Source organism: Paenibacillus sp. sgz302115 (assembly GCF_056120445.1).
Genome location: NZ_JBVYOK010000001.1, coordinates 662,306 through 679,188 on the forward strand (window position 1 = coordinate 662,306; position 16,883 = coordinate 679,188).

17 protein-coding genes are annotated in these 16,883 nt (G+C 49.3%); 3 read left to right on the forward strand and 14 right to left on the reverse strand.

What is annotated here, in order from left to right; translation table 11 throughout:
• Positions 1–969, reverse strand: a complete 969-nt coding sequence (locus AC0LWN_RS02965; protein WP_474663140.1) for an SIS domain-containing protein — start codon at positions 967–969, stop codon at positions 1–3.
• Positions 970–1,545: 576 nt separating this feature from the next.
• On the opposite strand from AC0LWN_RS02965, the gene AC0LWN_RS02970 reads away from it, so the two are divergent.
• A complete protein-coding gene (locus AC0LWN_RS02970; protein ID WP_474663141.1) occupies positions 1,546–3,150 on the forward strand; it encodes a M4 family metallopeptidase in 1,605 nt (534 codons plus the stop codon).
• A 66-nt stretch (positions 3,151–3,216) separates the two neighbouring features.
• On the opposite strand, the gene AC0LWN_RS02975 is transcribed toward AC0LWN_RS02970, so the two are convergent.
• The 10 genes from AC0LWN_RS02975 to AC0LWN_RS03020 form a co-directional block, all read right to left on the reverse strand.
• Positions 3,217–3,924 (reverse strand): Crp/Fnr family transcriptional regulator, encoded by a 708-nt coding sequence (locus AC0LWN_RS02975; protein WP_458962288.1) that lies wholly within the window; start codon positions 3,922–3,924, stop codon positions 3,217–3,219.
• A gap of 36 nt (positions 3,925–3,960) precedes the next feature.
• Positions 3,961–4,140 carry a rubredoxin gene (gene rd, locus AC0LWN_RS02980; RefSeq protein ID WP_458962289.1) on the reverse strand — a complete coding sequence of 60 codons (180 nt, stop codon included), beginning with the start codon at positions 4,138–4,140 and terminating at the stop codon, positions 3,961–3,963.
• A 30-nt stretch (positions 4,141–4,170) separates the two neighbouring features.
• On the reverse strand, positions 4,171–5,391 hold the full coding sequence (locus AC0LWN_RS02985) for an NAD(P)/FAD-dependent oxidoreductase (protein ID WP_474663142.1): 1,221 nt from the start codon (positions 5,389–5,391) through the stop codon (positions 4,171–4,173).
• Positions 5,392–5,407: 16 nt separating this feature from the next.
• Positions 5,408–6,643 (reverse strand): FprA family A-type flavoprotein, encoded by a 1,236-nt coding sequence (locus AC0LWN_RS02990; protein ID WP_474663143.1) that lies wholly within the window; start codon positions 6,641–6,643, stop codon positions 5,408–5,410.
• A 240-nt stretch (positions 6,644–6,883) separates the two neighbouring features.
• The gene (locus tag AC0LWN_RS02995) at positions 6,884–7,228 is read right to left on the reverse strand and encodes a hypothetical protein (protein ID WP_474663144.1); all 345 of its coding nucleotides are present in this window, start codon (positions 7,226–7,228) and stop codon (positions 6,884–6,886) included.
• 131 nt (positions 7,229–7,359) lie between these two features.
• Complete coding sequence (locus AC0LWN_RS03000; protein ID WP_019910892.1) at positions 7,360–7,665, reverse strand: metal-sensing transcriptional repressor; 306 nt, start codon at positions 7,663–7,665, stop codon at positions 7,360–7,362.
• A gap of 87 nt (positions 7,666–7,752) precedes the next feature.
• The gene (locus tag AC0LWN_RS03005; RefSeq protein WP_474663145.1) at positions 7,753–9,660 is read right to left on the reverse strand and encodes a heavy metal translocating P-type ATPase; all 1,908 of its coding nucleotides are present in this window, start codon (positions 9,658–9,660) and stop codon (positions 7,753–7,755) included.
• A 146-nt stretch (positions 9,661–9,806) separates the two neighbouring features.
• The gene (locus tag AC0LWN_RS03010; RefSeq protein WP_474663146.1) at positions 9,807–10,445 is read right to left on the reverse strand and encodes an ABC-2 transporter permease; all 639 of its coding nucleotides are present in this window, start codon (positions 10,443–10,445) and stop codon (positions 9,807–9,809) included.
• Positions 10,438–11,307 (reverse strand): ABC transporter ATP-binding protein, encoded by an 870-nt coding sequence (locus tag AC0LWN_RS03015; RefSeq protein ID WP_474663147.1) that lies wholly within the window; start codon positions 11,305–11,307, stop codon positions 10,438–10,440. Before AC0LWN_RS03015 ends, AC0LWN_RS03010 begins: the two co-directional genes overlap by 8 nt.
• Positions 11,304–11,684 carry a GntR family transcriptional regulator gene (locus AC0LWN_RS03020; RefSeq protein WP_474663148.1) on the reverse strand — a complete coding sequence of 127 codons (381 nt, stop codon included), beginning with the start codon at positions 11,682–11,684 and terminating at the stop codon, positions 11,304–11,306. The genes AC0LWN_RS03015 and AC0LWN_RS03020 overlap by 4 nt, the downstream gene beginning before the upstream one ends.
• 222 nt (positions 11,685–11,906) lie before the next feature.
• On the opposite strand from AC0LWN_RS03020, the gene AC0LWN_RS03025 reads away from it, so the two are divergent.
• A complete protein-coding gene (locus tag AC0LWN_RS03025) occupies positions 11,907–13,349 on the forward strand; it encodes a hypothetical protein (RefSeq protein ID WP_474663149.1) in 1,443 nt (480 codons plus the stop codon).
• A 144-nt stretch (positions 13,350–13,493) separates the two neighbouring features.
• Here AC0LWN_RS03025 and AC0LWN_RS03030 read toward each other — a convergent pair whose 3' ends face one another.
• Complete coding sequence (locus AC0LWN_RS03030) at positions 13,494–14,348, reverse strand: SDR family NAD(P)-dependent oxidoreductase (RefSeq protein ID WP_474663150.1); 855 nt, start codon at positions 14,346–14,348, stop codon at positions 13,494–13,496.
• Positions 14,323–15,234: an NAD(P)H-binding protein gene (locus AC0LWN_RS03035; protein WP_474663151.1), complete on the reverse strand. Its 912-nt coding sequence runs from the start codon at positions 15,232–15,234 to the stop codon at positions 14,323–14,325. Before AC0LWN_RS03035 ends, AC0LWN_RS03030 begins: the two co-directional genes overlap by 26 nt.
• Before the next feature lie 150 nt (positions 15,235–15,384).
• Here AC0LWN_RS03035 and AC0LWN_RS03040 point away from each other — a divergent pair, with 150 nt between their 5' ends.
• Positions 15,385–15,936: a TetR/AcrR family transcriptional regulator gene (locus AC0LWN_RS03040; RefSeq protein WP_474663152.1), complete on the forward strand. Its 552-nt coding sequence runs from the start codon at positions 15,385–15,387 to the stop codon at positions 15,934–15,936.
• Positions 15,937–16,017: 81 nt separating this feature from the next.
• Here AC0LWN_RS03040 and AC0LWN_RS03045 read toward each other — a convergent pair whose 3' ends face one another.
• Positions 16,018–16,698 carry a succinylglutamate desuccinylase/aspartoacylase family protein gene (locus AC0LWN_RS03045; protein WP_474663153.1) on the reverse strand — a complete coding sequence of 227 codons (681 nt, stop codon included), beginning with the start codon at positions 16,696–16,698 and terminating at the stop codon, positions 16,018–16,020.
• Positions 16,699–16,883 lie beyond the last annotated feature (185 nt).

Genomic DNA, 16,883 nt, shown 5'->3' on the forward strand with positions numbered 1-16,883 from the left:
TTAGTAAGCCACTTTGCCCATATAACGGCGCGTTTCCAGCGGATGGTTGCGGACTTCGGCCAGCGCCTCGCGGTAGACGGACAAGATGCTGTAAAACAGCACAGGATTAAAGAATTCCACCACTTCATCTTTGATCGTATTGATGCCCAGCTCTTTGGCGTCCACCACTTCCACTTTTTCCGCATATTGATTCAGGAAAGTGCGCGCCCGCTCATCCAGCGCCCGGGTACGTCCCTCATTCATCACCAGAATAAACGGCGTTTCCTTGTCCGTCACTTCAAATGGGCCGTGGAAGTATTCTCCGGAATGAATCGGCGCGGCGTTCAGCCATTGCATCTCCATCAGGGAACAAATTGCGAAGCCGTACGCATGTCCATAAGAAGCACCGCTGGTCAAAATGTAGAACAGATCTTCATGCCGGTACTTGCTTGCAAAAATTTTGGCCCGCTCCGCCACCTGCTGCTTGCCGCCTGCAATGATGCCGTTGATTTTTTGCAGGCCGCTTTGAAAAGCGTCATAGTGGGCATAACCTTCCACTTTGTTTAGAATTTCCACGGTCAATTCGAGAATAATTGCCATCGGATTGTTTTTGACATTGCTGTCTTCGCCCCATTCATACACAAACGGATAGTCAGAGAACTTCAGCAGCGCCGCTTCTGTATTATGGGTCAGGCCGATGGTATGCGCACCGTGTTCTTTCGCGATTTTTGCCGCAGCAACCGATTCAGGAGTATTGCCTCCATGCGAGCAGACAATGACGACGGAGTCTTTGTTCAGCCGTTTGGGCAGGGCATGGACAAATTCATTGGCCGTATACATACCGGAAACGACTTTCTGCGCCTCACTGTCGAGAAAATACTTGGATGGGTACATATCAACCAGAGACCCGCCGCAGGCAACCAGATAGACTTCCGTAATCCCGTTTTCAGTTTGTTCATTGATCGCTTGAATTACATTTTTCACGCTCATTTCACTCTCTCCCTCATATAACGTTATATAACGTATTATTTACATTCATAATATAACCGCTTTCAAAACCCCCGTCAAGATGCAGGACAAAAAAAGCCTCCCCGGGAGTTTTTTTGTTTCGAACGCTTCCCCAAATTTAATTCTTTTAACCCAATTTTCTTAAAATCCTGTCCTTCTCCCGTTTACAAGACCAGGCCATCGAAACTCTCGACAGTCTGGCCTCCTAGTCATGAATTCAATATAACTCTTTATTCTGCAAAGTATGGCAATCAAAGCATTGCTTCGTTGCGTTCTTGATTCTCCATAAAATTACATAAATCTCTTGACTCTTCCTAATTTTGTAATATAATAAAAATACTATAATTACATAAATATCCAGTTTTCTTGTCGTGGATTGAAATGTAGTTGTAAATCCATGTGAAATGGGGGTGTCCTCTCACCTACTCTAATCAAAAGGTTGTCCGTTGCACTTGTCTTTACAGCCAGATCGCAGCTTGGATACAGGCTAGATAAAGGATGTCTACAAGAATTCGGCACAATTAAAAACCAACTATTTTGATTGGAGGAGTATTTTTTATGAAAAAAAGTTTAGCTTCCCTTCTTGCAGGTATTGTAGCATTAGGCTCATTCGCATCCGTAGGTGCCGCAGCCGAGAGCAATGAGCACAGCCAGTCAGGTGAGCTGTTCACGAGCTCTTCCCCCATTTCTCTTACGGACCAAACCTGGAAAGCACCGGCCGGATCAACTCCTGAAGATAAGGTGTGGGGGTATCTCGAAAGTGTCAAAGGGAACCTGAGCCTATCCGCCAAAGAAGATGTACGCAGCAAATTTCAAATTACGGAGCAAAAAACAAACAGCAAGACAGGTAGCCAGCACTACCGGTTAAGCCAATACATCTCCGGTATTCCGGTATATGGTGCAGATCAGACACTTCATATTGATAAAAACGGCAACGTTACCTCCCTGCTCGGCAGCGTGGTTGAAGATGTCTACCAGTCCATCCCGCAGCCGCTGATTCCGCTCAAAACCATTTCAGGAACAGAGGCCATTTCAGCTGCAACTCAGGATGCGACGCTGGAGTATGGACCGCTTGGGGAAGCCCAAATTGAGCCCGCAGCGGAACTCTATTATTTTATCGTAGAAGGAGAACCTAAATTAGCTTATAAAACGGAAGTGAATGTGCTTGAGCCTGAACCGCTGCGGATACGGTACTTCATTTCGGCAGAGGATGGAAGTGTGTTGTTCAAGTATAATATTCTGGAGGATCTGACCGGTACAGGGACAGGGGTCAACGGTGATACCAAAACGTTCGAGACGCGCCTCTCCGGTTCCACTTATCAGCTCTACGACAGTACTCGGGGCAATGGGATCGTTACCTACACGGCCAGAAACCGGACCAGCCTTCCTGGAACGCTCCTAACCAGCAGCACCAACGTCTGGACGGACAAAGCCGCCGTTGATGCACATGCGTATGCGGAGAAAACCTACGATTATTATCTCCAGCATTTCGGCCGCAACAGCCTGGACAACAATGGGCTGCAGATCCGCTCCACCGTCCACTATTACACCTCCTATAACAATGCTTTCTGGAATGGAACTCAAATTGTCTTCGGAGATGGAGATGGGGTTACATTTACGCAATTATCCGGTGATTTGGATGTTGTAGGACATGAGCTTACGCATGGCGTAACGGAAAAAACAGCTGATCTCGAATACTATGGAGAACCTGGAGCGCTGAATGAATCCTTCTCGGACATCATCGGCAATGCGATTGAAGGCGACAACTGGCTGATAGGAGATGATGTGTATACCCCGGGAGTAGCTGGCGACGCTCTTCGTTCACTGGCCAACCCGCCCCTCTACAACCAGCCTGACAAATACAGCGACCGCTACACCGGCACCAGCGATAACGGTGGTGTGCATACGAACAGCGGTATCAATAACAAAGCCTTCTATCTGGCAGCACAAGGCGGCACATTCAACGGTGTGACGGTCACAGGCATCGGCCGTGAAGATGCTGTTCAAATCTATTACAATGCACTCGTCTATTACCTCACAACTTCTTCTAACTTCTCTGCTGCGCGCACCGCAGTCATTCAATCTGCAACCGAATTGTTCGGAGCAGGGTCTGCTCAGGTTGCTGCAGTGACCCAAGCCTATAATGCGGTTGGTGTTCACTAAGAGCTGACACAACAGAACAGGCCAATGATCGGAGAAGATCATTGGCCTGTTTTCCCACTGCATAGGCTAATCTATATACTTTTCCAAGGAAGGACGATTCGTCAGGATCATCTGTTTATTGCCGATCAGCTCGATTAAGCCCAAATCTTCAAAAACAGCAAATTTCCGGCTGATCGTTTCCCGGGTAACGCCAACATAATTGGCCAACTCTTCACGGGACAGAGGAAGATCTATATGAATCCGCCCTCCCCGCTGCTTGCCGTATTTATCACTGAGCTCCAGAATCATGTAGGCAATCCGAATTTCCGGGTCTTTGGTTGCCAGGCTCTGGGCGAGATTTTCTGTGTGGGCCAGCCTTTTGGTGACAGTCTTCAGCAGCTTGTAAGAAATATCCGGGTTCTCCGCTATTAGCTGCTCCATATCCGTCTTGGTCAGCATGCATATACTGGTATCTTTTAATGCATAGGCACTGAAGTTGCTAAGCTCTTCGCTATTAAAAATATTCAGCTCGCCGAAAAAGTCGCCTGTCGTCAAAACATGCAAAATCTGTTCCTTCCCCTGCGGGGTCATTTTGGACAATTTAACATGCCCCTGCTGAATAATATATAGTGTGTCCGTCGGCTGTTCTTCAAGAATCAACGCCTGACCCTTGGCATATTTCCGATGTTTGATCATAGCGCTGATCCTTGAAAGATCCCCATCGGTTAACGAAGCGAAGATTGGCACTTTACGTGTACAGGGCTCCGCGGCGTTCTGGCAGGAATGTTCCGACATGTCTGTTTCCCCCTAGTTTTTGTATACAGAGTGGCGTTAGGAAACCGCACCCTTATCTTCTACAGGCGCAAAATGGCTAGTGTCCTCCCCGCAGACCGGGCAGCACCAATCTTCAGGCAGATCCTCAAATGCAGTACCTGGAGCTACATCCTCGTCCGGGTCTCCAATCGCAGGATCATAGATGTAACCGCATGGCAGACAGATATATTTTTGCATTCTGTTCATCTCCTCATATAGTATATAAAACTAATTGTGTAATCTGGACTGTACTTCGGCCATAATCTCTGAGAGGCTGCCTTCTGCAAGCCGGATGCCGGTGAGGCTGATTCCCCGCTCGATAGCATCCTTATAGACCAGTGAAGCGGCGGCTCCCTCCCATGAGATCGCTCCAACCATTGTGTCATTCTTCACAAATATCCGGGTGTAGATGCCATTTTCCTGAGTCGCTACGGTCAGGTCACACTGACTCTCATCTGTACTGCCAATCGAGAAAAGCGAGATTCCAAAAGCATTAAATAACGTAACAGGAACCGCTCTGCGATAAACAGCATTCTCCGCTGCAGCCATGTTGCTCCCGGCAATACGCCCCTGTTCCATGGCTCCTCCCCACAAGCCCTCTACATGGCCATTGATTTCCGCAATATCTCCGGCAGCATACACATTAGGTACACTTGTCTCCATATTTGCGTTAACAACGATGCCGGACCGGGTGTTAATCCCTGTTTCTTTTGCAAGTGCTATATTCGGTACGATACCAATCGAGTAAACCACATGCTCACAAGGGATCGTGGACTGATCATCCAGCATTACTCCAGTAACCGACTCTACGCCTGTAATTGAAGTCACTCCAGCCTGAAGAACAACCTTCACACCTGAGTTCTCCATCGTCTGCAAAAGCTGCTGTGAGGAGCTTTCGTCAAGCTGTCTGGTCATAAGGCGGGAGGACATTTCGATGACAGTTACCTGGTATCCGCCTTCATGCAATGCCCAGGCAGTCTCAAGTCCCTGTACCCCTCCCCCGATAATGACTACACGGTTGCCGCTCGCAAGGCTTGCCTTCAGCCTGTCGGCATCATTCATGTCCCTGATGGTATGCACATTTTTCAGTCCTGCGCCGTTTATTGAGAGCGCCCGGTTTCTTGCCCCCATACAGAGCAGCAGCTTGTGGTAAGTGAGGAGTTTGCCCTCTGCTGTCTCTACCTGCTGCCGGTCTGTATGGATGGACACAACGCGGGTCGACTTTTGGACAGAAATACGGTTGTCCTGGTACCATTTCTCTTTCTTGATCAGCACCTTCTCACTGTGCAGGTCACTGAACAAGCCCTTGGTCAGCTTGATCCGGTTGTAGGGAAGATGATCCTCCTCACCGAGAATCGTTATTTCCGTTTCCGGGTCCTGGTCACGGATAGCCTTGGCGGCATGAACTGCCGCAACTCCGCTGCCCACTATAATAAAATGCTTTGGCATGGATCTTCTACCTCCTTTAAAATGAGCTCAGCAGCAAGTCAGAGACAAATTCGGCAGCATTTTTAATTTTCTGCACCTTATCTGCTTCCTTGGGAGAGAAACGAACGCGCACCGGAAACTCCACATGTGTCATTCCCGTCGACTTGATCACGTCCGAAGTGCTCTGTACGGTCATATTTGTTGTGTTCAGATAATCCTGAATAACCTCAATAGCTTCTCCGCTCCAGCCGTAGGAACCAAACGCCGCCGCCAGCTTGCCCTCCAGATTCATCTTCTGCATTTCTTTCAGCAATGGCTCAAGGTTGCCGATCATGTCCGCATATTTGGTGGAGCTGCCGATAAAGACGGCGTCCGCCGAATTGATACTGCTTAGGATATCTTCCATGCTGCTCTTGTCTGCATCCCAAACCTCTGTCCCGATACCGTTCTCCTGCAAGGTAGTCTGCAAGATATTAGCCATCTTTTTCGTGTTGTTTTTGATCGTCGTATAGACAATGGCTGCCTTCTTACCCCGGGTTGTCTCACGGCTCAGTGTGGCGTAGAGATCTATATATTTGCGGATATCTTCCCGGATAATAAAACCGTGGGATGGTGCGATCATCGTTATATCCAAATCCTTGACAGCCGCCAGCAGCGTTCTTACATATCTTCTGTGAGGATGAATGATTGCGTTGTAATAGCCCTTGAAATCCTCTGTAATATCAAACCCGGCTTCATCGCTAAAAAGCTTCTCCACAGCCACATGTGTGCTGAAAATATCGCAAGGGAACAATATCCGGTCTTCAATGCAGTAGGTAATCATCGTTTCTGCCGTATGGAGATACGGCGTTTCTTTGAACAACAGCGTTTTTCCGCCAATGTCCAGCGTATCGCCGTCTTGGACTACAAGGAAATTCCGGTTATGCAGCTTATACATTTCCTGAAGCTCCGGTACGGCAATCCCTGTGCATACAATAGTGGCATTGGTAGCTCGGGAAGCCAGTGCAGCAAGTCCGCCGGAATGATCGGGTTCGGTATGGTTAATTACGATATATGCAATGTCGAGCGGATCAATCATTTGACCCAGGCGCTCCGCATATTCACGTCCGAACTCCATATCGACGGTATCAATAACGGTTGGCTTGCCTGTCTTCAGCAGGTAAGAGTTGTAGGTGGTTCCTTTCGCTAATATAAGGCGATGGAATGGAACCTCCCGGTCGTCGATCTTTCCAACCCAATAAGTGTCGCTTGCAATCTTGAATTCTGCGTTCATATTCTTTAGCCCCCTGAATGATAATGTTTATCAACAACCTCATTCTATAATGGGAGCCAAACAAAAAGGAGGATTACAATCAAATTTTGAAAGTTTCAAAATCTATTTCTCATAATTTGAATATACACCGATCCCGGGAAGTGATTATGCGTCTGGTCACTTTTTGATGTTATTACCAAAAAAATAGACCAGCGTAAAATACGCTGATCCAGTATTAAATTTTGCTGTGGCTAATTCTGCCTAGAAGGACAACTGTACAGAGCCATCCTCGTAAATATCTACTCTCTGCGTACAGAGCAGCATGCCCGCACCTGTTACCGTTCCCTTGTCACGTAAATCTCTTTGCCGGCGTTCCCATAGCTCCCGGTCATGGATGATGTCATACAAGTAATAGCTCTCCGAATTGGCCGCCTCTATCTCCTCCACAAAGATGAAGCTGTCCGCGAACAGACTGCGGAACCAGTCTGCCGCCTCTGCATGGGAAGCGAATGCCGGGAGATCACATTCAAAGCGCTCAGATAAATAACGCTGCTTCAATCTGCCGATTCTTACATAGTAGTCTTCGAGATTATGCGGAGTGATCACTCAGACGCCCCCTTGGTTTGAAATTTTGCAATAAAATATCATATTTCTAAGCAGATAGATATGACATTATGCATGAGGCAAAATAAATGGCTGCACCATCCCCCTAAGGATAGTACAGCCACTTGTCTCTGCTAGCGTATATAATTGTCAATCGCCTTGTTCAGATCCTCCAGCACCTTTTCCTCGTTGCCGTGATGGACGGCTTTGACCACACAGTTCTCCAGATGGTCCTTCAGCAGCAGCTTCGCGGCTTTGTCCAGCGCTTTCTGCACAGCGGCAATTTGCAGCAATACCTCCGAGCAATCGCGGTCTTCGGCGGTCATTTCTTTGACGGCGCGGACATGGCCTTCAATGCGGGCCAGCCGGTTAACGATTTGCTTGCGGTACTTGTGCTCGTAATTCTCGTCATGATGATGACCACTTGCTTCCTGAACCATATATTTACACCCCGGCTTCTTTTCTATCATCTGAAGATAGCTTTAGGGGTATTATAGCAAGAATAGATTCCAAGAAACAAACAGGGCTTATTTCAGCAGCCGCAGGCCACTTAAGATTACAGCCAGCGTACTGCCTTCGTGGCTGACCACACCGGAGGGTAAATTGATACCGCCCGCAAAGTTGGACACAACAAGAAGCAAAATAACGGCGAGGGCAAACGCAATATTTTGCTTAATGACCCGGCTGGTACGGCTCCCGAGTGAGATGGCATAAGGAATCTTGGCAATATCGTCGGTCATCAGCACCACGCCTGCCGTCTCCAGCGCCACATCGCTCCCGGCCGCTCCCATCGCAATGCCCACGGATGCTGCCGCCAGTGCTGGTGCGTCATTCACGCCATCCCCGACCATCGCCACTTTACCATATTGCTCTGTCAGCTTACGGATCACGTCCAGCTTCCCGTCCGGCAGCATCTCGGCGTATATCTCCTCAACTCCCGCTTGTCTGCCGATAGCCTCTGCAGTAGCCTTGGCATCTCCGGTAAGCATGACCACATGCTTGTTCATCGCTTTAAGCCGCTGAATCGCTTCTGAGGCATGGGAACGCAGAACATCCTGCACAGCCAGCATGCCGGCATATCGTCCCCCGAATTCGACGAAGACGACGGTCTTCCCTTCAGCCTCCAACTGTTCCGCTTCGGCAATCGGTTCTGCAGCTATGGCAAGGTCGGGCAGCAGAGCTCTTTTGCCAAGCCGGCAGGGCTTGCCGCTCACGAGTCCGCTGACGCCCATGCCGGTTACCGCCTGCATCGCAGCCGCTGGCTCAAGGATAAGCTTCTGCTCCTCGGCCGCTTCAACTACCGCTCCGGCAATTGGATGCCGGGACAGCTTCTCCAGCGATGCCGCAAGGCGCAGCAGCTCCTCTTCCGTGAAGCCGTCCGCCGGACGGATATCCGTCACCTGCGGCTTGCCCTGCGTGAGTGTTCCGGTTTTGTCAAAAACCACTGCGTTCACGCTCCCGATCTGCTCCAGGTGTACACCTCCCTTGAACAGAACGCCTTTGCGGGCGGCATTGGAGATGCCTGATAGGATCGCAGGCATAATCGAGGACACAAGTGCACATGGTGAAGCGACAACAAGGAAGATCATCGCCCGGTAAATCGTATCCTCCCAGGTCCAGCCAAACAGATATGGCGGCAGCACCATTAACAACAGCGCAAGCACGACCACACTTTTGGCATAAATGCCTTCAAACCGCTCCACAAAAAGCTGGCTCGGCGGCAGCTCATTCTTCGCCTCCTGCACCATATGTATAATCCGGGAGAGCAGCGTATCGTCCGCCGCCTTGGTCACAAGCACCCGAAGGGCGCCCTGCCCATTCATTGTACCGGCAAATACAGCATCGTTCAGCGTTTTATCCACGGGAATAGGTTCACCGGTAATTGTAGCCTGATCAACTGAGGAGCTGCCTTCGACGATGGTCCCGTCACAGGGGATACGCTCGCCGGGGCGCACCAGCACAAGATCTCCCTTTTGCAGCTCGGAGGCCTTGATCCGCTCTTCCGCCCCCTCTATTAGCCTTACCGCTTCTTCCGGACGGTATTTCAAAATCGCAGCGATATCCTGGTTGGTCTTCTCCATAGAGTAATCTTCCAGCGCCCCGCTAAGACAAAAAATGAAGATCAGCACCGCACCATCCAGCCAGTAGCCGATGCTTGCCGCGCCAATGGCCGCAACGACCATAAGGAGGTCGACATCGAGATCCTTTTCCTTAATCAGGGTTTCGAGGCCTTCCCACGCCTTGCGATACCCGCCCACAGCATAAGCCATGACAAAAAAGATAATCGACAGTGCCTCTTGCCCGCTCCGGTCCAGGTTCCAGGCCACTCCAATCAGCACCAGACAGGCGGCTGCGATCAGGATTCCGCCGTTCTTTTCCCATGCAGACTTCCAAGAGAAAGCTTGGGTTTCCTTCGTTCGTATCATTTCTCCCATGCCATTCACTCCTCAAATATAGTGAGAACCGTTCTCATAAATATATCCCCCCGGGGGGCATGATGTAAATGGTTTTTTCGCCTTGAGTTGTGACAAAAAAATGACCCCTGACGATGATCAGAGGCCACTTCTGGAGATTTATGAGTTTATACGTCCTTCTTAATGAAAATCCGCAGCGAAATCAGATAAGAACAATACAGGATGATTACATAACCTAAGCCGGCAATAACCGGTATAAGCATGTTGTCTGTATTTCCAGTAGCCAGCCACTCAGAAAGCGCCGGAAAGCGGTCTTTCAAGCTGGATAAGCCGGTGACATTGATCATTATCATTAGCATAAAAATGACATTGACGATTGGCATTCCTTTTTGTCCCAGCCAATAGTAGAGTGGCAAATAAATGGCTGCAAGCAATGGAAAAGTCGCGATGACCAAGAACAATTCTCTCCAGGCTACGGGCTGTGATGTCCAGCCTACGAAGAAGGCAACATAATACAATAACAGAGTGCAGATTAGGCTAAACAAGCAATAGGGCAGCATCGCCAAATATTTTGCCAGCACCAATTGCTGCCTGCGAAGTGGAAGACTGACCAGAAACCGTTGATTATTATGCTGCACATCCAAGGTGCAAACGTTCATCATCAGCAGCATGGATGGAAACAGCCCAAACATCGTGTAGTAATCAATATTCGTATAAGCCATTATCACAAAGTAGGGAATCATCAGCAGCATAAACTTGCGCAGCAGGATGAAATCCTTGCGGATCAAGTGCAGCGAGCTATACACGGGCTTCACTTCCTTTTACGGTAAAATACATTATTTCCTCCAGCGTCGGAGTTTCGCAAATTGCGGTATCCTTGAAATAACGTTCTCCCTCCGCCCGGTTGCCGATCAGTCCTTCAAAGCCCAGTCCGCTCTCGCGGATGCCGATGAACCAGCGCCGGACATCCCGGTCAAGCAGCTCCTTCCCGCCTCTCACCAGCAGATACTTCTCCGCCAGCGTCTCTTTCATCTCGTTGAAAATAATCCGCCCGTCATTGATGAAAACAATATAATCCGCAATCCGGTCCAGATCGGTAGTGTTATGGGTGGAGAACAAAATCGACTTCTTCTCATCCTGAATGTGCTCACTGAGCAGCTCCAGCAGTTCCCTGCGGAAGATGGGGTCCAGTCCCGACGTCGGCTCATCCATAATCAGCAGATCTGCATTATGCGACAGGGCAACCGCGAGCGAGAATTTGATTTTCATCCCTTTGGACAAATCCTTGATCTTCTTGCCGGGCGGAAGCTTGAACAGCTCCTGGTATTTCTGGTATGTATGCTCATCCCAATGACTGTAGAACGGGGCAACGACCCGCTTCATCTGCTTGACGGTGAGATTCTCATAATAGATATTCTCATCCGATACATAGCCGATCCGTTCTTTAATCGCCGCCTGATGCCGCAGGTGATTCTGCCCGAACAGCTCAATTTCACCCTGGTCAGGGTAGACCATCGACATCATCATTTTAATCAGACTTGTTTTACCCGCTCCGTTCGGGCCGATCAGCCCCGTGATATACCCCTCCTTAATCCCGAGTGTAATATCCCGCAATTCAAAGCGGTCATAGCTTTTGGTTAAGTTGTTCAATCTGATGACTTCACTCATTCTTGTTCCTCCTCATAGAGCAGTTTCAGCATTTCCGCAAGCTCATCGTATTCCATTCCCAAAAGCCTGCTCTCTTCAATAATCTCTTTCAGCTTACTCTCCATAATCCGCAGCCGCTGCTCCCGGATGAACTCCTGATCCGCCCCGGATACAAAAGATCCCTTGCCGACGATAGAGTTGATCAGCCCTTCCCGCTCCAGCTCCTCGTATGCGCGTTTGGTAGTGATGACACTGATCTGCAGCTCTTTGGCCAGCAGACGGATGGATGGCAGCGGTGTGCCGGAGACCAGCTCCCCCTGTAAAACCATTTGACGGACCTGCCTTACAATCTGGGCATAAATCGGCTCGCCGGAGGTACTCGATATCAATATGTTCATGTTGCGGCACCAGCACCTTTTGTGATTAATGTATTTATTGTATATATGTAATATATACACCATTCCAGCCATTGTCAAGGCTATGCTTTTGTGCAAAAGGGGCAGATGGACACGTATTACGGGAGGACTTATTGGGAAAAGGTAATCATGAGGATTTTTTATTTTACCGTTCATTAACAATGCAGAGATATAATAGGTGGAAAAAGGGGTTTATTCATTCCAATGCGAACAAAATGGTTCAAGCTGGGCTATGGGGTGCTGATATTCGTTGTCGTTGCACTTATGATGCCTAAATACTCTTACAATGACCCGGACACCTTCTGGCATATTGAGCTCGGCCGCTATATGATTGCCCACGGGACCGTTCTGCATCACGCCATCCATACCTTTTATGGAGACAAGCTGCCTTATATCCCGCATGAATTCGGCTTTCAGATAATATTAGCTCCCTTGTATCAGAAATTCGGATGGCCGGGGGTATATCTGCTGACCGCGTTATGTCTTTTCCTTCTGGTGATGGGTCTGCTCCGGCTGGGCCGCATTTCCCGCAAAGAGCTGGGCATGACGGAAGAGCACCCGCTGCTGCTTCCCTTCGTACTGCTGATCACAAGCTGGATCTACTACAACTATTTCAAAGGCAGACCGCAGATGATCTCCTCCTGGATGATCGTATGGTTCTTCGTGTATTTGCGCGAGTTCCAGCTTAAGACAAACCTTAAGTATGCTGCGGCAATGATCCTGCTCTCCTGCGCTGTAGCGAATATTCACACTGGCGTATGGCTGGTGATTGCGGTATTCACAGGTATGGCTGCGCTGGAATCGCTGCTGGAGCGGAAGCTTACGTGGCGGCGGGCTGCTGTGTTTATTCTGGTGTGGCTCTCCGGTCTTCTCAATCCGGGTGGACTAAAAAGCCTGCTGTTTATCTTTACCGTGACCCATAAGAACTTCAACATGCTGATCAATGAATGGCAGCCCATCCAGTACAGCCGTCTGGAGAACTTGCCGATTCTGCTGCTGCTGCTGTTTTTTGCCGTAACCTTGCCCTTTTCCCTGCAAAAGAAACCGTTCCGCTTCTTCCTCATGACCGGCATTCTGTATCTGGGCGTGTCCAATTTCAAACAGAATCTGTTCATGTGGCTGTTCATCCCTTATTTTGCCGGCGCCTTTTTCGAAGCGATTCCATATCTCCGCAACACCACCTTCCGGTTCAGCCGCAGGCTGCTGATGCTTGCGCTGGCTGCCGGTCTGCTTTTTAATATCGGCTATATCTTTGCTGTGCCGCCGGTAATCGACGCGAGGGCTTATCCCGTGGATGAAATGGATTATGTTCTGAAGCATACCGCCCAAGGCACAAGACCGAGGGTCCTCTCGAGCTATGGTTCGTCAGGGTATGTAATGTTTCGCGGAGGAGATGTGCTCTGTGACGGCAGACAGGACCCTTTTATCACTAAGGCATCCATAGGTGCAATGGGCTGGACTGCGTTTGAACGCTCGATGTACGGCTTCTCAGAGTATCTCCCGGACATTGTGAAAGCCGATCATCCCGACTATATCTTCGTCAAAGATGGAAGCTCCGGCAAGCTCTACCAGGAATGGGTAAAAGCCTTCGGCAGCCCGGTCTATAAAGGAAGCTACGGGAGTGTATTTGCTGTCAAAAGAAAATAAAGTATGTTGTAGACTGACTCTGGATATGGTTCTCCGCTTTGTCTGTAAATGCAAGTTTTAAGGCCATCCTTTTGCGGGATGGCCTTTGCTCGATATCACTCCGTTATTGACAAAGCATTCTCAATAGCTAGACAAGCGGCTCGGTCAGTAACTTGTCAGCCCTTCGCACAAGCTCCACAGTTTGTTGCCCGCTCCATCATCAAACCTGGTGTGAATCGGTACGATCTGCTTCTTATCATCGAAGAACACGCCATTTGAGCGCTCTATTTCTTTTGCGAATGCCAGATAAACCCCGATCTCGCATTCTGCTTTGACCCATGCGTTCATGAGAGGTGCAGCGGCCCTTAAATACCAAGGCGCGTTCCTCGAAAGATTGGATTTCACAAACCCCGGATAAAAAGCGTTGGAGGTCACTCCCGTTCCTTCCAAACGTTTTGCCAATTCGAAAGCAAACAGCGTCTTGGCGAACAGCGACTGGTTGGCTGCACTCATCCCGCTATACTGGCGCTCCATTTGAATATCATCGAAGTTAATGACGGGATTCTTAAAAAATCTAGGGTTACCCGACACTGTGATGACGCGTGCAGGTCCGCTTTCCTTGAGGATGTCGAGCAGCCGGTTAGTCAGCAGATAATGGCTAAGCACATTGACCGCGAACGTACGATCAATCCCCTCAGCCGTCAATTCCTTCTTAAAATAGATTGCACCACAAGCATTAACAAGCACATGCAATTGATCGTACTTCCGCTTGATCACATCGCTGACTTCCCGGATCGATGACTGTAGCGAAAGGTCCGCCGCCACCCAATCTCCCCTGCTGTTGCCTGTGGCTTCCGAAATTTCCTTTAATGCAGCTTGTCCACGCTCCGCACTTCTGCTGATGATCACGACCTTGGCGCCAAGTTTAGCTAGTCCCGTTGCGATTGCTTTTCCTACTCCGGATGTTCCCCCTGAAATTAAAAATACTCTGTTTTCAATATCCGTACGTGTTTCGTTCATTGTCTCTCCCCTTGTATGCAGCAGCAAAAACTTTCGCGAAGTCTACGAGCTTGACTTTGCCTAGGTGGTAGTCGGTGGCGCGGAGACTGGCGTAAAATTCATCGGGGCTCTCACCAGCGCGGCTCATTTGGGCGAAGCGGTTAGCGGTGTCTTCGTAGAAGCCTAGTTTTATCATATTTTCAACGAGGGCTTCGAAAGGGATTTGTTGGTATTTGGCTTCGATACCATTCTCGGCAAGAGCCTTAAGCCAGTCTTTGCCTGTGGCCCAGTCGCTAACGACGAATTTCGCGCTTTTGCCCGCTGGGGTGTGGTCAATCAGGGCGTAAGCGACGTCCGCAATATCAATGGGACTGACCCAACCGTGCGCGATATTAGCCGAAACTGGACTAAAGAGGGTTTGCATCGTTTTGAGGCTTTGCATGTCGGCAAAAAGATTGCTGTAAAAGCCGACAGGACGAATATGAGCAACGTTCACGCCTTCAAGCGAGTTAAGCGCGTCTTCTGCAAAATGATAGATGTAAAGGATGCCGGCGTTAGGGTTGTCGGCACCGACTGAGCTGAGGTTGACGACGTTTTTCACGCCCGAATTTTGCACGGCGGTCTTATAATTCTCTGAGAGCTCGATTGCGCTCTGCCACATGTCTATACCGGAGGCTGGATTGATGCCTGAAATCATGAGATAAACTACGTCGCTGCCTGTGAAAGCCCGGGTAAGGAAGTCGACGTCCCGGTTTGAGCCGACTGCTGATTTGGCCCCGAGGGCTTCGATGTCAGCGATACGATCACTGGAGCTTGTGATGACCGTGACGTCGTGCCCATCAGCGATGAGACGTGGAAGATAGTAACGATTAATATTGCCAAGTGAGCCGAGTACTGTGATTTTCATTGTGTATTCTCCTTCTTTTTGATAAAATAGTGTCACAAACTGACATTTGAAATCATTGTATACCTGCAGGATTTTTATTGTCAAGAAAAAATGTCAGAAACTGACCTTTCTATCTTCTTCCATCAATCACATAAATAGGAATGATAAAAAATGAAAAGCAAAGAAAAATTACAGGCGGCGGCCACCAAATTATTTATGGAAAAAGGCTATGAAAACACGACTGTACAGGAGATTGCGAGTCTTGCGGGTGTGACGGAGCGAACCTTTTTCCGGCAGTTCAAGGACAAGTCGGACGTGCTTTTTGACACGAACAATGAGCTGGGACAGGGGGTCGCGGCTTTTATCACGGACAATTTTGACGTAGAGAAAAAACCGCTGAAGCTTGCGGTTGAAGGTTTTGTATCGATTTCCGGGTTTTTCGATAACTCGCGGGAGAGGGTGCTAGCGCGGAATCAAATTATTCAAAGCAACCCTGATCTGCAGGAACGGGAGCTGTTGAAGGGGCAGGTGCTCATTGCGTCTGTCACAAACTCGTTATCTGCCACATATGATAGCGATTTGTCGGAGCTTGCCGCGCGGTTTACGGTTGAAATTTTTCACATGGCATTTAATAAATGGATTAAAAATGCTGAGAAAAGCCTTGCGGAGCAGCTGCTCACTGTATATGAGTTGTATGAGAACTCGTTTTGTTACGTGGATTAAACACTAAAAATTTCGCCGTCCCTTAAGGTAGGGTTCACCGCGAATGTTCTTGAACTATTCCGCCCGTTAGCGGCCCTGACTCTAGCGTGTCAATTCCGCCGCTCTCAAGAAAAGGCCGACAATCTCCGTCTGATACCGGACCCGCAGCGGGAAGCTCAGACTCCAGCAGGTCTCTACGGTGATTGCTCTCGCGCCAAACATGCGCTGCATCGCCATCCGGGATGTCCCTGAACGCTCGCGCAGGTGAATATTGAAATGATACGCAGGAACAGAAATAGACTCATTCATCCGCTTAACAATTTGCCGCGCTACAGGGGCTGCCTTGCTTCCCGGGCTGATCATCAGGGTCTGCCCCACCCGCTTGCGGTTTTTTTGCGACAGTCCGTTTGCCTCATGCAGGTCGAGGTACCACGAAGGATGATAGCGCCGTGCAAGCTCAACTAAAGCTGCGGCAAGCGGATGGCTGGCACGGGCCTTAGCGTTTCGCGGAAAGGTGCGGTTGAGATCCGGCACGCCTCGTATATGCTTGCTGTATGCTTTCTGATTCACCAGAGGGACGATGATCAGCTTGCCCTTGCGGAGAAGCAGCTCCTTGCGTGTGAAGCTTCCGGCTAAATTTTTGGCAGCACGGATACTGGCCCGCTCGTTTCCATGAATGCCGGAGACCACCATAAAGACCGGTCCGGGCTGCAAGCTATTGACTACATAATAGGGTGTGGCAAACGGGGTTCCGGGAGATAGTACACTTTTCTTAACAATCACCGAAGCTCACCTCCGTGTGTAAGCGCCGGATTGACCCCGGCAGCTTCCGCAAATTATATCTATATGTGTATGCACTATAAGCTTAGCGGCTTGGACGAACACACACTTGAACACAATCGTTCATGGACAATTGGATGACCACTGTAGTGGCAAATGTTTATGTTTATGGCTAATCAACAAAAAAA